Source organism: Salibacterium salarium, from assembly GCF_030813635.1.
In the GTDB taxonomy this organism is placed as follows: Bacteria; Bacillota; Bacilli; order Bacillales; family Marinococcaceae; genus Salibacterium; species Salibacterium salarium.
In genome coordinates, this window is record NZ_JAUSUM010000004.1 from 282,053 (window position 1) to 295,657 (window position 13,605).

A 13,605-nucleotide genomic window follows, 5' to 3' on the forward strand; every position below is an offset into this window, starting at 1 on the left:
AATGATATTTTTCTGTGGCGAGAATAATGAAGACTTCTTTTGCACACGTTATAGAACGTTGAAGAGTGTGTCATTATTTCTTGTACAGGGGTTGAAAGGCGATGAAGAAATCGACAGATAGTGGGCAAGAGGAAAGTTATCTTAAGTGGTGGCAGTTGTCGCTACTGGGGACGGGCTGTATTATCGGGACAGGTTTCTTTCTAGCATCAAGCCTTGCGATTTCCATGACAGGACCGGCCGTTGTCATCTCCTTTATTTTAGCAAGTTTCGGTACGTATTCTGTGTATCATTTCCTGGCAAAATTAATGACAGATGACCCGCAAAAAGGGTCTTTTCATACATATGCTAGAAAGGCTTACGGACGTTGGGCTGGGTTTAGTTCGGGCTGGGTATATTGGGGTTCGGAGATGTTGATTATGGGAAGTCAGATGACGGCCTTGTCGATTTTTTCGAAATTTTGGTTTCCGGATATCCCTCTATGGATATTTGCAACAGGCTACTCGGTACTTGGGATTCTCGTTGTTCTAACTGGTTCGAAAGGTTTTGACCGGATTGAAAATATTTTCGGTGTTGTGAAAATAGCTGCTATTCTCATGTTTATTGTTGTTGCTTGCATTGCTCTTTCTGGCATGGTGACTAAAAATGCGGAGGCGGTGCATGTTCCGCAGACACTCTCTTCATTTTTTCCTAATGGATTTACAGGTTTATGGTCTTCCTTGATTTATGCGTTCTATGCCTTTGGTGGAATTGAAATCATGAGCATGATGTCGATTCGTTTAAAGGATAAAAAAGACGCCTCAAAATCAGGAAGAGTCATGTTACTGCTTATTACCTCTATCTACATCATTTCTCTTGGTTTAGCAGTCTTGTTAGTTTCCGTTGACAGTTTTGATGCGAATGAAAGTCCTTTTGTGACAGCACTAGACAAACATCAGTTTCCGTTCTTTCCCCATGTGTTTAATGGAGCGTTAATTATAGCAGGCTTTTCTACTATGGTTGCGTCTCTATTTGCTGTAACCAGCATGCTTGTGACACTAGCCAAGGATGGAGATGCACCTGCACTTTTTTCAAAAGAAGGAAAAGGAAAGGTGAATCTTCATCTCCCGGCATTGGGCTTAACTGTTATTGGTATGATTGTTTCGATTATCTTTTCTCTGTTGTTGCCAGAAAAGATTTTTGAGTATATTACCACAGCAGCAGGTCTTATGCTGATTTATAACTGGTTTTTCATACTTTTCTATTCGAATCGTTTGCTTGAAATAAAAGGTTTTGACCATATGAAACGTTTTGGCAGCATGGCTTTTGTTCTGTTAGCGGTAAGCGGAACCCTTTTGGAAAAAGCAAGCCGCATTGGTTTTTTTGTCAGTCTTGCCTTTGTTGTTGTCGTAGGTCTTGTTGTCCTTAAAATGAGAAAAAAATGGCAACAACGGTCATATGAAAGTTAAGGATGACCGAATGCAAGGAGAGCCTTTATCCCTTCCCAACCAAAATAGATGCCAAAAATAATTAAGGAAAAACCGGACGCAATCGAAATAATCGTTAACATACGATCGGATAAGTATTTTCGAAATCCACTTGCCATTCCAGCCATGGTCACATCCCACAAGGACACCCCGATAAAAATAGCGAGGCTATATAACCATAACTGTTCTATACTTTGGGAAGCAGCTGTTTTTGCGACGATAGATCCGTATATTCCTAACCAAAATAAAATTGTTAACGGGTTGCATAAAGACATAAAAAACCCCGAAAGAAATGATTTCATAATTGGCTGCTCCTTGCGTTGACTACGGACTGTAATAGTGTTGGCTGCCCCTTTCACACTTTCGATACCAATATAAACTAATACAAAGAAGCCAAAAAGCCAAAGAAACGTTTTTACCAATGGGGCACTTAAAAAATGAACGACGCCAAGATAAACCAGCAGCATATATAACCCATCAGCAACCATTGCGCCTACTCCAACAAGCCATGCATGCCAAAAACCGCTTTTTATTCCCCTGTCCAATTGAGCCGCATTAATAGGTCCAATTGGTGCTGCCAGAGTCAATCCTAAAAAAATATAGCTAAAGAATACACTCATATCAGCAACCCCTCAATATTTAAAGGATAATCTTCAAAAGTATATTCAGGAGAATGAACTTGTACAACTTTTTTGTTGGAGAAATAATATGTAATATCGTAAGTCGTTAGCGGTGACAGGCGTCTCAGCAGATGATATGATTAAAATAAGATGAAATATGAAAAAACTCGATAGGTGGGATATTTATGATGAGCGAGAAATTGAGAGATGGACTCATTGATCAGATGAATTATGAGTTTTATTCGGCACATGCTTACATGGCTGCAGCAGCATACTGCTCGGCGGAAAACTTGGATGGTTTTGCAAATTTCTTTTTAGTTCAAGCAGAAGAAGAACGTTTTCATGGAATGAAATTCTATCATTTTCTGAATGATATGGGAGAACGTGCAATTGTAAAAGGGTTTGATAGCCCAAATAATACTTTTAGCTCACTTCTTGATGTATTTGAAAAAGGGTTGGAGCAGGAAAAAGATGTAACCAAACGTATTTATAAGCTAGCAGATATAGCACTTGATGAACGTGAACATGCTACAATGACATTTTTAAATTGGTTTATTGAGGAACAAATTGAAGAAGAATCGTTATTCGATGATCTTATTCAAAAATTGAAGCGTATCGACAGCGACAGCAATGCTCTCTTTATGCTTGAGGAAGAACTAGGCAAACGCAAATTCGAAGCAAATGAATAGTACTGTTAATAGAATCAGAGCTTATTGCTCTGATTCTATTTTTACCTTTCTTCTAGTTGATTCAGGGATACCGTTAGTTCATTATCAGGATTCTCAAGTGCATATATTCTAGCTGTTCCATTTTGCACATCAACATGTTGAATATAAACTGGAGTTCCGTCATAGGTTATATTCCCCATTACCGGAGATTCTGATATTTTCTGGGCACGTAAAACATCCATAGTAGCCCCTCCTTATCTAATCATTACTATCCCTCACTAGCTTTATCATTATACGAATAAGAACCAAATATCTTATGTGGATAATTATGCTAAAACTTATAGAGTCTTAAAAAAGTTGGTATATTTAAAAATTAATACAATGTAACGGCTTGTACATATAAAAACAGGAGAATCGTTGTATGTTGGAACAAGAAAACAAATGAATCTTTATGAAAAGCGAAGCAAGAAAAAGTATATACGCATGTCTTATGAAGTATAATATGATTATGTATAATCTTTTGTATTAAAACCATTTATATTCTAAAATGTAAAATTATGATATATTTTAACTGCACTACCTTAGTTTGTAGAGAAGGGAGGTATCATAAAAAATGAGAAATTTACGTCCACCATAATGAAAGCGTTGTCAAATGATCGGATCCAAATTATTATATTATAAAGAAAGAAGGGGAAAAAATGAAAAGAAAATTTAACTATTTGCTAGCATTTAGTTTTATTGCTGCCCTTTTTGTGGTGAGTTTTTCATTTCAAGCAGACCAAGCCAATGCTTCTACACCAAACTTTGACATGACTGGATTTGCCACAGAAGATGGTGGAACAACTGGCGGAGAAGGTGGAGACACAGTGACAGTAAGTACTGGTGATGAACTGGCAGATGCAATTAGTAACAAGGATGAAAACACGCCATTAACTATCTACGTTGATGGGACCATTACACCTTCTAACACTTCTGACAGTAAGATTAACATTAAAGATGTCTCTGATATTTCCGTACTTGGTGTAGGAAATAATGGAGAATTTGATGGGATTGGTTTAAAGATTTGGAGAGCCGATAATGTTATAGTGCGTAACTTGACCATCCATGAAGTTGATACTGGGGATAAAGATGCCATCAGCGTAGAAGGACCTTCTAATAATATTTGGGTCGATCATAATGAATTATATGCAAGCTTAAATGTTGATAAAGACTACTACGATGGATTATTTGATGTGAAAAGAGATGCGTATAATATTACATTCTCTTGGAATTACGTTCATGACGGATGGAAAGCAATGCTAATGGGGTCATCTGACGGCGATGATGACGACAGAAATATCACATTTCACCATAACCACTTCGATAATTTAAACTCAAGAGTGCCGAGTTTTCGACATGGAGAAGGTCATCTCTATAATAACTACTTTGAAAATATTGTAGATACAGGTATAAATTCTCGCATGGGAGCGGAACTTTTGGTGGAAAATAACCATTTTGAAGATTCTAATGATCCGTTGGGATATTGGTATAGTGATGATGCAGGATATTGGAACGTTTCTAATAATAAGTATGAAAATAGTTCTGGAAGTATGCCGACGACTTCTACTACAAGTTATACACCTCCTTACAACTATAGCTTGGATCACCAAGATGATGTAAAAAGTATCGTTACTCAATATTCTGGTGTAGGTGTAATCAACCCATAGGGAAGATGGAATCGACCTATTTACTTGAAAATACGAGAAAGATAGAAAGGACTGTCTAGTAAGCAGAACGCTTATAAGGCAGTCTTTTTTTATGTTTTTGTAAAATTTTCTTTTTCCTTGTTAGAAATTCCACTCTTGGTATGATGATAAGTCCTACAACAATTAGAGGGAGCTTCACTATAATAGAGTATCTCTCATGAAAAGGAGTGAGCTTTAAATGAGTGATAAAAGATTATCTCGAAAGAAAAAGGAACGCGAGAGATTGCTTTCAAAATTAGAACGATTGGAAAAACGTATAAAAGAAGAGGAATCCAAACTGTAAGATATTGATTAATAAGTGGTACTGATGAAAATTAAAAATAGAAAGGACGATTTTATGGATAATTATCTATCGAAACGCCATAAAAATATTAGAAGAATGAAAAAACGGAAGGAACAAATGAAACAGAATTTAATAGAATTGGAGCAAATTATTCAAGCAATTGCTGAAGCGGAAGCAGAAGCAGAGTCTGATGCGAAATCAAAATCTGAATCGGAGGCAGAATCCGATGCAAAAGCAGAGTCTGAATCGGAGGCAGAATCCGATGCAAAAGCAGAGTCTGAATCGGAAGCAGAATCCGAAGCGGAAGCAGAGTCTGAATCAGAGGCAGAGTCCGATGCAAAAGCAGAGTCTGAATCGGAAGCAGAATCCGAAGCGGAAGCAGAGTCTGAATCAGAGGCAGAGTCCGATGCAAAAGCAGAGTCTGAATCGGAGGCAGAGTCCGATGCGGAAGCAGAGTCTGAATCAGAGGCAGAGTCCGATGCAAAAGCAGAGTCTGAATCGGAAGCAGAGTCCGATGCGGAAGCAGAGTCTGAATCAGAGGCAGAGTCCGATGCGGAAGCAGAGTCTGAATCGGAGGCAGAGTCCGATGCGAAATCAAAATCTGAATCAGAGGCAGAATCCGATGCGGAAGCAGAGTCTGAATCGGAAGCAGAGTCCGATGCAAAAGTAGAATCTGATATTAAAGGAGAAGCAGAAGCAGAAGCGGAAGCAGAAGCAGAAGCAGAAGCGGAAGCGGAAGCAGAAGCAGAAGCGGAAGCGGAAGCAGAAGCAGAAGCGGAAGCAGAAGCGGAAGCAGAAGCGGAAGCGGAAGCAGAAGCAGAAGCGGAAGCGGAAGCAGAAGCAGAAGCAGAAGCGGAAGCAGAAGCAGAAGCGGAAGCGGAAGCGGAAGCAGAAGCAGAGGCAGAAGCGGAAGCAGAAGCGGAAGCAGATGCAGATGCAGACGCTGATATCGATGGTGAAGCGGAAGCAGAAGCAGAGGCAGAAGCAGAAGCAGAGGCAGAAGCAGAAGCAGAGGCAGAAGCGGAAGCAGAAGCAGAAGCAGAAGCAGAAGCGGAAGCGGAAGCAGAAGCAGAAGCGGAAGCAGAAGCAGAAGCAGAAGCAGAAGCAGAGGCAGAAGCGGAAGCAGAGGCAGAAGCAGAAGCAGAATCTGAATCCGAATCCTCTGCTAGTTTTGATGATAATGAAATAACAGCCAGTGCTGGCGGCAATACCCTTAGAACGGGAGACAATACGCTAGTTAATGTGTCCAAAAGTGGAGTCGAAGCTATTGTTACTGCTATCTCAACGTTATCCATGGTCAAAGCTTTCCATGGCAATAATTCCACTACCAATATTGACGATGTTATTTCTAACCTCACTGAGACATTAAATGTTTTAACAAAAGATGAAAATGAGACGAAAAAAGTTCTTACGGACGTTGTAAATAACCTTCATGATAAGCAATAAATTAATACCGGAGTGGGAGGTAAAATATGTCAAAAAAGAATGTATCGCGCAGTTCTATTCCTGTTAAAAAAGGGAAAACGGAAATGCTGGTTAAAATAATTAATGGAAGTATTGGTAAGGAAACTCGTAAACTCCAGATGAATGCGTATGATAAAGATTCAGAACAAAAAGAATCTCTTCCTATTTATTTAAATGATAAACGCACTCATACAGCAACTTTAAAACCGGGAGGAGAACAAATTTATAAGATAGACGTGTCAGGAGTTAATAAAAAAGTTGTGTTCGAGGCTATTCAAATGAAAGGTGGATCTGGTCTCTCCGTTAAATCTAAAAATAGCGGCACCATAAATGCAGAAATAAAAATTAAATAAATGTTTCGAGAGCTGTCCATAGAGGGCAGCTCTTTTACTTGAAAGACAAAGATTTGTAAAATGTGGATATTATCTGTGCTATAAGCGCAAATTGGCTAGTAGATGTTACTCATATGAAAGTAATAACTAAAAAGTAGTCTTCCTTTCCTAACTAAAAAAGAGAGGGTATAATATTTGGTGTAAACAAATATTATTGGTAAGATATTTTATCTATCATTTAGGAGTGAAGTCTTTATCATGGCAGATATTAAATATGAGATTATTGAAACAGTTGGAATTATATCAGAATCACCAAAAGGGTGGACGAAAGAACTAAATCGTATTAGCTGGAATGGACGTGAACCGAAATATGATTTGAGAGATTGGGCTCCAAATAAAGAAAAAATGGGGAAGGGAATAACCTTAACAAAGGAAGAGGTACTAGAGTTAAAGAAATTATTAGATACCTTCCATTAAAACAGGAAATTTTTTATTTTCTCTAATTGCGTCTTAAGTATTGTTACTTTTTTACGATATAAGAAGTAAAGAGACAGAAATCGGGGGAAGAATAATGGTGCTTTTTCAACGAATTTTTAAACAAAAACATGACGATAAGGAATTTAGGCAGAATCAAAAACACCCGAAAGTGGTTACTAAGAAAAATAAATGGGCTGTTGCTGAAGCTCAGTTGGATAGGCTGCCAAATGACTTTAAGATTTTTCGTAGTGTAATGATGAACAATCCTGATAAAGGATCAAGACATTCTAAATTAGACTACGTTATTCTTTCCCCTTACGGCATTTTCACTATAAAAATGAACGAAACGAAAGGTGTTGTAAAAGCTGAAGAAAATCAAAAAACGTGGACCATTGATAAACATACGGAAATCCCGAATCCTTTTATAGAAATAAATCAACATATAGAAGGCTTACAGCATCTCCTAGACTCCCCGAGTTACCAGGACTATTTCATATCGATAGTTTCTTTTCAGGAAAAGTCTACTTTTGATATAGCACCAGGTTTTCGAAAAATCGCTTCAAATGAATTAATTGTAACAGAGGAAGAACTGTTAGAGTTTATCCATCGAAAGATTTTTGTTGCGAGATTTCAATTTTCTGTGCCGCTATTGAATGAAGAGTCGCTTGATTATATCTATCACTCTCTTAAATCTTATCAAAATGTAAAAGGTTCAAAGATAAAAGAAAAGTATTAATCTTATGAAGATAATAGGTTTTCTTTTAATCGCTTAATATCATTTGTTTGTTGTTTGATTTCTTGTTCTAGTTCATGAATCAATGCACTGCTTTTATAAAGATCGTCCCCATAATCATTTACTTGGATAATGAGTTTTTTGATTTGTTCTTCCATTTCATGAGGATTGTCAGAGTGAACTGCCACATCAGTGTTGGCAGCATTATCATTTGTGAGGTGAATAATCTCTTGTCTTAACTCATGAATCCTAGCAACGACATCCTGGTGTAATGATCTTAGGTGAATGATTTCTTCTTTATACTGCTTTTTTTCTTCAGATATGGTATGAATTTTTGTGTCTAATTTGTCATTCAAGGATTTCTTTTCTTCTAATTCATTTTTTAATAATTGAATGTTTTCCATTAAGGTGGAATATCTGCTCTCTAATTCTGTTTTGCTGCTTTGTAATGTCAGATAATTATTGTCCATCTGGTTCAGCTGTTCTTTTAGTTGTGTATTTTCTTTATCTATTTGTTGCAATGAATGTTGATACTCCCTCTGATCTGTCTTCAATTGTTGTATGTCTTCGGCCAAATTCTTATTGGCATTCTGCATGTTTACCATTACTTCCTCTTGTTCCTCTCGTTGTGTTTGATATCTTTCTTCATATTCTTTTTTTTGATGTGCGAGTTCTTCTTTTAAGTGGTCTCTTTCTGATTTCAGCGTTTTAATTCTTTGATATTTATCTTCTTTTTCATAATCCTTTACGATGGCTTTGTATTTGTCGAGTTCAGATTTGTAATGGATTAATTTTTGTTTCAATTGAACTTCATCTCCATGATAGATTTCTGTACCCGTTGAATGTACATTTTCCATGTGATTATACCCCCTTTTTAACTAGATATAGGCGTTTGTACTAATTATACATATGCATAAATAAAAAACCTGTGAATAATCACAGGTTTTTGGGCCGGCCAGCCATGAAGCTTTTCTTACACCGTTCTAATACTCATGATTTAACGGACGCGGAATAAAAGGATAATAATATAAAAGCGGCCAATTAAGATAAAAACATATATAATAAAATCGAACCAAAGCGGTTCAATGAATATAATCAAGAAATGATGCAGTGTTTGTTATGAAGCAATCACCTCCTCGTTTCTTTATCGTATGGAAACAAAAGCAAAAGTGACCTGTTCTTTACCCAATTATAATTAAAAAGAGAATCTAATGTCGTTATTGGATGGAAAGGACACATTCTTATCTTGAAAAAAAACAACACTTCGAATGATAGCTTCAACCTTTTCCTCCGGCTTTTCAATGGTTAATTGGAAACGCGGTAAAGAACTGATTTCACCAACTGGAATCCGCAGATGTTCAATCGGTCCTATCCAGTATTCCCCTCGATCTTGTGCTTTTTCAAACCAATCACTATCCATGAACTTCCATCCCCTCATACCAGTTGAGCTTTGTACGCCGAGTACATCTGCCACTTCTGGTGGTAAAATTTGTCCTCCTACATTGATTAACTCTGTTGGTTGAACTTTCATGCAAATGAGAGGGTTAATTAATTCCGCATCTCCCGTATTTTTAATATATAAATCGCCTGAGGCAATAAATTGATTTTTGGAGGTGGAGGGAAAGATAGTATAATCAAAAAACACTTCGGCATTTAATTCTGTTTTAGAAGATATATGATGTTCCTCAACGTCTGCATCTGAATTGTCTTCGGTCTTTATGGGGGAGTGTTCATCGTCTATTGTGTCTGGTTTTACATGATGAAGAAACGGGATAAGACTAGCAGGTGAAAATGATAGTGTGCTTTTATCTAATTTTTCACATAAGTAGTGGCATATACCAGCACCAAAGCCAAGACTTACCTTATTCATCCATGTTTGAAAGTTTTCAAAATCAGGGGGAAGTTCACACTGTACAACAAGCGTTGGACTTGGTAAATTATTTTTTTCTTTTTTAGATACAAATTCTATTTCTAAATTCTCTAACTGGTTTTCAAGAAAAGTCTTTACGTTTTTGTGCTTCGGGCTGAGATTATAAAAAATGTTCACTTTTGGAATGGTGATATGTTCATTCATTGTGTCAAACCATTTCATATTTAAATTTTTTTCTGTCAGGGCCCGTGTACCTCTCACTTCTTCAATGGTGATACCAGTGTCTAACAAAATGTGTTTAAAGCTTTTGATAAAATCAGATAGAAACAGAGATTGTTGTCTTTCCTCTGTGAAAAATGTAATCGTCTGGTGGGCTAAACCAGACATAATAAGTAAGGTATTCTCTTCAAGGTCCCACTTTAATGTAAATCCTTTTTCTTCACAAAAACGAGAAAAAGAAATCATAGAAGTATAATCTATTTCCCCTAAAAAGTAATGATGATATTTTACATTTATTTTCATCAGATTCCTCCCCCTATTTTCAAAACGTCATACGATACATTATGAACGCGGCTTAAGAAAAATGAATCCTTAAAGGCATCAGCTGATTTAAAAAGAAACGTGAAAATTGCCTATACCAAAAAATTATTCTATCCATACTCTATAAGTGAGATATGAATATACTCATGTGGAAGGAAGGATATAATTGAAGAAAAACAGGCCAATTAAAGGTTCACAAACTCCAACACCGACTCCTGTGCCACTTGATCCGAATGATTTAGCGCCAGAATGTATACTGGTTGATAAAGTATATGACTGGGTATTTTATTCTAGTCGATATGAAAATAAAAATTTCATACCGGATGAAGACTGCCGTGTGGCTGTAAGTGAAGCAGTTGCCGCAGGGGAAGATGTAGATGTTAAATGTACACCACCAGACTCGGATGATGTCACCTGTAATGCAACGATTATCGAAAACGGTAATCCTGGAAGAGTTTCTATCGTTTGGACAGTACCAGTGGAAGTGACAATTCTTATAAATGGTACGAAGGTTTGCAGCTTTACTGTACGTACTCAGTTTGACGATGAAATCATGTTGTGTGTACCAGAAGGCATAACTAACGACAACATTAATTGTCGTGCAACAGACGTATTATGCCGTACCAACCGTCCACTAATGGGACCAGATCCGTTCGGTCCGATGATTCCATTGAAGGTATTGTTGTGTAAAGATGTGCAAGTGGAATTTCCAGTAAAACTAGAAGTTCTCGCTAAATTCTGTTTCCCACGGCCAAACAATATACCTGTACCGAAAGATATGCTTGAATGTCCATTAGATTCCTTTGAATTCCCACCACAGTGTCCGGATATTTTCCCTCCAAACAACTGTGAGTGTCAAGCAACAGCTTTAGCTAGAAATGAAGAAACACTTGCGACATTTGGTCCTGATACAATCATTACCGGGACATCAACTTTAGAAGCAGAAATTTGTCAAGAATGTGCACTAGCTGATAGCCGTTTCTCTTACTCATTTACAGACACAGACGATGATGACAATGGTCCTACTCCAACACCAACACCAAACGACTACAGCTTTACGTTTGATCCTTCAACAATAGAGCGGGCAGTGTGCGATTTAGCCGGAGAATCGGTTACTGTTTATGGTGAAGGGGAGCGCTTCTTTAATGGCATTCCTGAACATGTGTTTTATGAGCTTCGGATTTTCAGCGACCCTGAAGGTTTCCAACTCATCTTGCGTAACGGCGCTGGAACACAAGTGTTTGACAGCGGAGTTGTCGATGCACTAGTTAGATATGAGGAATGTGACACATTTGCAGACATTCTTAACAATAACAATGGTTAAAAGTTGAATCGGGCGAGGAGGAAAAACCGCCTCCTCCCCATTTTTTAACATAATTACGTGTTCGTACATATATTTAAATTAATGTATATAAGGTGGGGACTGTATGTTAAATGAAAAGTCACAGAACCATAAAACAGACCAGAGTCTTATCTTTCATATTCTTATGAAGTATGAGGAGAAACTTTTTGACCAGAACAAACAAGTGAAGGAACGAAAACAGGAGATAAAAGGTTTTAAAGAAAAAGAATATCAACTAAAGGACGCATTAGATAAACAAATAGAGAAGATACATCAGAACAAAGAAGAGCGGTTGAGTAAAAACAGACCAATATTCAATAACACAGGATTGCAGGAAATGGAGGACGTGTTTCAAGATATTATACGTATCGTGAACGAATTAAAAGATAACAGTGATAAAAACGAGCAGGAAGCTGCACAAAAAACGGCAAGGATTAAAGAGCATAAAAAGTTACAAAACGAATTGCAGCAGAAAGTAGAAGCGTTTCAACGAGAAAATAAAACGTATAAGCGAAGAGAAAAACATTTAAAAGGCAAACTAAAAACAAAACAATATTTAATGACTGTCCATGAACAGTCAAAGAAGGAGTTAATGAAGAAAATAAAGAATAAGAACACTTTCATTCAAAGCTTCAAACATGAAGAAAATGAACGAAAGCAAAGAGAAATCGATAACGAAAAGGTGTATATGGATAAAGTTGTAGATGAGTGTGAGGATATAAGACAAAAGATGAATGAGCGAAAAATTGATCTTCGTTATATAAAAACCGATATGGTGGAGGCGATAGATCAGATAAAACAAGTGGAAAAGAACGTGCATCGTGAGTTGGTTTCACTTCATGAGAAAGATAAAGGCTGGTGGATAGAAATGTGGAATTTTTGGAATAACGAAAGAGACGCCGAAACGAAAGAAAATGTGGAGAAAATCAGAGAAGATATTCAAGGTCTTAAAGATGAACTAAGCAGTTATAAAAATATGATTGAGAATATGCAAAGAAATGAAAAGGATGACTCACGAATCGAGGAGCTTTTGCATGAACTAACCAGTCATCGTAAATCAGTAGATTATTCTAATAAGGAGGATGATATTAATCAATTAAAAATGAAGGAACAGGATTACAAAGATCAAATAAAAGAAATGGAAAATAAATACCAATCGCTAAAACACCAATATTCTGTATTAGAACAAAAAATGGAAGAGGAAGAAATCCAAAACAGTGGAATGGATAGTAATTATGAAAAAATGAAAGAAAAATACGACCAAAAACTAAAAAAGCTTTATGATCGATTAAAAAGTTATGAAAAAAAGAACTGGGAACTCAAACAAAAAGTTGGAGAAAATGATAAATTAATGAAAACTTATCAGCAAAATAGTTCCGCTATGGAAAATTCGAAAAACAGCACGCAAATGAGTCAACCTAATATGGAACAATACTATAACATTCCTCTCCCATCATCTAAATCTCAGACTACTGTTTTTAATCCGTATAAATACAATAATCATAAAGAATAAAAGGAGGCTGGCAAACGATGACACCAGAACAAGTTCGTCGATTATACAGACGTCAAAAGTCCGCATCTGGAGGAACTCCCGTCCCTGGCAGTAAAAGCATTTATGCAAAAAAAAGCAAAGGCTGCGGTTGCGGCAAAAAAGCCTAGTTTAGCGAAGTCGGTTATGATAAAAAGAGCTGTTTGGGAAGAGATGATCTATCATTGTAAACACGAGTTTCCGTTGGAGGCGTGTGGCATTCTATCAGGATATGACCGAAGATGTGACGTTCTTTGGCCAATGAGGAACATGAAGCGAAGTAAAGATTCTTTTGAAGTGAGTCAGGCCGAAACAGATAGGACATTCCGCTTCATTAAAGAAAAACAACAAAGATTAACAGGAATTTATCATTCTCATCCAACTACGGATCCTTATCCGTCTTTGCATGATATAGAAAATCATCATTACCCTGAAGCAGCTTATTTCATCATTTCTTTAGCTAGATTAAAGCCAAAAATCAAATGTTATCGTATAGAAGGAAAAAGAGTTGTCTCAATTAAAATCATAGTAATATAAGAA

The 13,605-nt window shown here is 37.0% G+C and carries 14 protein-coding genes; 10 read left to right on the top strand and 4 right to left on the bottom strand.

From position 1 onward, the window contains the following. Positions 1 to 101 precede the first annotated feature (101 nt). Positions 102 to 1,445, top strand: coding sequence for an amino acid permease (locus tag J2S78_RS15500; protein ID WP_306900019.1), 1,344 nt, complete (start codon positions 102 to 104; stop codon positions 1,443 to 1,445). On the opposite strand, the gene J2S78_RS15505 is transcribed toward J2S78_RS15500, so the two are convergent. Then, positions 1,442 to 2,083 carry a LysE family transporter gene (locus tag J2S78_RS15505; RefSeq protein WP_306900021.1) on the bottom strand — a complete coding sequence of 214 codons (642 nt, stop codon included), beginning with the start codon at positions 2,081 to 2,083 and terminating at the stop codon, positions 1,442 to 1,444. The genes J2S78_RS15500 and J2S78_RS15505 overlap by 4 nt on opposite strands. A 185-nt stretch (positions 2,084 to 2,268) precedes the next feature. Between J2S78_RS15505 and J2S78_RS15510 the strand changes: the two genes are divergently transcribed. Further along, positions 2,269 to 2,772 (top strand): ferritin, encoded by a 504-nt coding sequence (locus J2S78_RS15510; RefSeq protein ID WP_306900022.1) that lies wholly within the window; start codon positions 2,269 to 2,271, stop codon positions 2,770 to 2,772. Positions 2,773 to 2,813: 41 nt separating this feature from the next. Here the strand turns inward: J2S78_RS15510 and J2S78_RS15515 are convergent, their stop codons facing one another. Continuing rightward, the gene (locus J2S78_RS15515) at positions 2,814 to 2,993 is read right to left on the bottom strand and encodes an H-type small acid-soluble spore protein (RefSeq protein WP_306900023.1); all 180 of its coding nucleotides are present in this window, start codon (positions 2,991 to 2,993) and stop codon (positions 2,814 to 2,816) included. A 456-nt stretch (positions 2,994 to 3,449) separates the two neighbouring features. On the opposite strand from J2S78_RS15515, the gene J2S78_RS15520 reads away from it, so the two are divergent. The 5 genes from J2S78_RS15520 to J2S78_RS15540 all read left to right on the top strand — a co-directional run bounded on the left by J2S78_RS15520 (position 3,450) and on the right by J2S78_RS15540 (position 7,788). Continuing rightward, positions 3,450 to 4,457, top strand: coding sequence for a pectate lyase family protein (locus J2S78_RS15520; protein ID WP_306900025.1), 1,008 nt, complete (start codon positions 3,450 to 3,452; stop codon positions 4,455 to 4,457). A gap of 376 nt (positions 4,458 to 4,833) precedes the next feature. After that, positions 4,834 to 6,225, top strand: coding sequence for a hypothetical protein (locus tag J2S78_RS15525; protein ID WP_306900027.1), 1,392 nt, complete (start codon positions 4,834 to 4,836; stop codon positions 6,223 to 6,225). 26 nt (positions 6,226 to 6,251) lie between these two features. Then, positions 6,252 to 6,596, top strand: coding sequence for a hypothetical protein (locus J2S78_RS15530; protein WP_306900029.1), 345 nt, complete (start codon positions 6,252 to 6,254; stop codon positions 6,594 to 6,596). A 237-nt stretch (positions 6,597 to 6,833) separates the two neighbouring features. Then, positions 6,834 to 7,052: a YdbC family protein gene (locus tag J2S78_RS15535; protein WP_306900031.1), complete on the top strand. Its 219-nt coding sequence runs from the start codon at positions 6,834 to 6,836 to the stop codon at positions 7,050 to 7,052. Positions 7,053 to 7,146: 94 nt separating this feature from the next. Then, positions 7,147 to 7,788 (top strand): nuclease-related domain-containing protein, encoded by a 642-nt coding sequence (locus J2S78_RS15540; RefSeq protein WP_306900032.1) that lies wholly within the window; start codon positions 7,147 to 7,149, stop codon positions 7,786 to 7,788. A gap of 2 nt (positions 7,789 to 7,790) precedes the next feature. Here J2S78_RS15540 and J2S78_RS15545 read toward each other — a convergent pair whose 3' ends face one another. Together J2S78_RS15545 and J2S78_RS15550 are read right to left on the bottom strand one after the other, a co-directional pair. Continuing rightward, entirely contained in the window at positions 7,791 to 8,642 is an 852-nt protein-coding gene (locus J2S78_RS15545) for a coiled-coil domain-containing protein (RefSeq protein ID WP_306900034.1), read from the bottom strand. A gap of 338 nt (positions 8,643 to 8,980) precedes the next feature. Beyond that, positions 8,981 to 10,177: a hypothetical protein gene (locus tag J2S78_RS15550; RefSeq protein ID WP_306900036.1), complete on the bottom strand. Its 1,197-nt coding sequence runs from the start codon at positions 10,175 to 10,177 to the stop codon at positions 8,981 to 8,983. Between the two features lie 184 nt (positions 10,178 to 10,361). Between J2S78_RS15550 and J2S78_RS15555 the strand changes: the two genes are divergently transcribed. From J2S78_RS15555 to J2S78_RS15565, 3 genes are all read left to right on the top strand, one after another. Then, positions 10,362 to 11,519, top strand: coding sequence for a BMQ_0737 family morphogenetic spore coat protein (locus J2S78_RS15555; RefSeq protein WP_306900037.1), 1,158 nt, complete (start codon positions 10,362 to 10,364; stop codon positions 11,517 to 11,519). Positions 11,520 to 11,622: 103 nt separating this feature from the next. Next, entirely contained in the window at positions 11,623 to 13,050 is a 1,428-nt protein-coding gene (locus tag J2S78_RS15560) for a coiled-coil domain-containing protein (protein WP_306900039.1), read from the top strand. A 102-nt stretch (positions 13,051 to 13,152) separates the two neighbouring features. Beyond that, positions 13,153 to 13,602, top strand: a complete 450-nt coding sequence (locus tag J2S78_RS15565; protein ID WP_306900041.1) for a M67 family metallopeptidase — start codon at positions 13,153 to 13,155, stop codon at positions 13,600 to 13,602. Positions 13,603 to 13,605 lie beyond the last annotated feature (3 nt).

Excerpts from the sequence above, each read along its gene's own strand:
- J2S78_RS15535 (WP_306900031.1), top strand. The coding sequence starts at position 6,834 with ATGGCAGATATTAAATATGAGATTATTGAAACAGTTGGAATTATATCA.
- J2S78_RS15500 (WP_306900019.1), top strand. The coding sequence starts at position 102 with ATGAAGAAATCGACAGATAGTGGGCAAGAGGAAAGTTATCTTAAGTGG.
- J2S78_RS15525 (WP_306900027.1), top strand. The coding sequence starts at position 4,834 with ATGGATAATTATCTATCGAAACGCCATAAAAATATTAGAAGAATGAAA.
- J2S78_RS15540 (WP_306900032.1), top strand. The coding sequence starts at position 7,147 with ATGGTGCTTTTTCAACGAATTTTTAAACAAAAACATGACGATAAGGAA.
- J2S78_RS15520 (WP_306900025.1), top strand. The coding sequence starts at position 3,450 with ATGAAAAGAAAATTTAACTATTTGCTAGCATTTAGTTTTATTGCTGCC.
- J2S78_RS15565 (WP_306900041.1), top strand. The coding sequence starts at position 13,153 with ATGCAAAAAAAAGCAAAGGCTGCGGTTGCGGCAAAAAAGCCTAGTTTA.
- J2S78_RS15505 (WP_306900021.1), bottom strand. The coding sequence starts at position 2,083 with ATGAGTGTATTCTTTAGCTATATTTTTTTAGGATTGACTCTGGCAGCA.
- J2S78_RS15515 (WP_306900023.1), bottom strand. The coding sequence starts at position 2,993 with ATGGATGTTTTACGTGCCCAGAAAATATCAGAATCTCCGGTAATGGGG.
- J2S78_RS15560 (WP_306900039.1), top strand. The coding sequence starts at position 11,623 with ATGTTAAATGAAAAGTCACAGAACCATAAAACAGACCAGAGTCTTATC.
- J2S78_RS15545 (WP_306900034.1), bottom strand. The coding sequence starts at position 8,642 with ATGGAAAATGTACATTCAACGGGTACAGAAATCTATCATGGAGATGAA.
- J2S78_RS15510 (WP_306900022.1), top strand. The coding sequence starts at position 2,269 with ATGATGAGCGAGAAATTGAGAGATGGACTCATTGATCAGATGAATTAT.
- J2S78_RS15530 (WP_306900029.1), top strand. The coding sequence starts at position 6,252 with ATGTCAAAAAAGAATGTATCGCGCAGTTCTATTCCTGTTAAAAAAGGG.
- J2S78_RS15550 (WP_306900036.1), bottom strand. The coding sequence starts at position 10,177 with ATGAAAATAAATGTAAAATATCATCATTACTTTTTAGGGGAAATAGAT.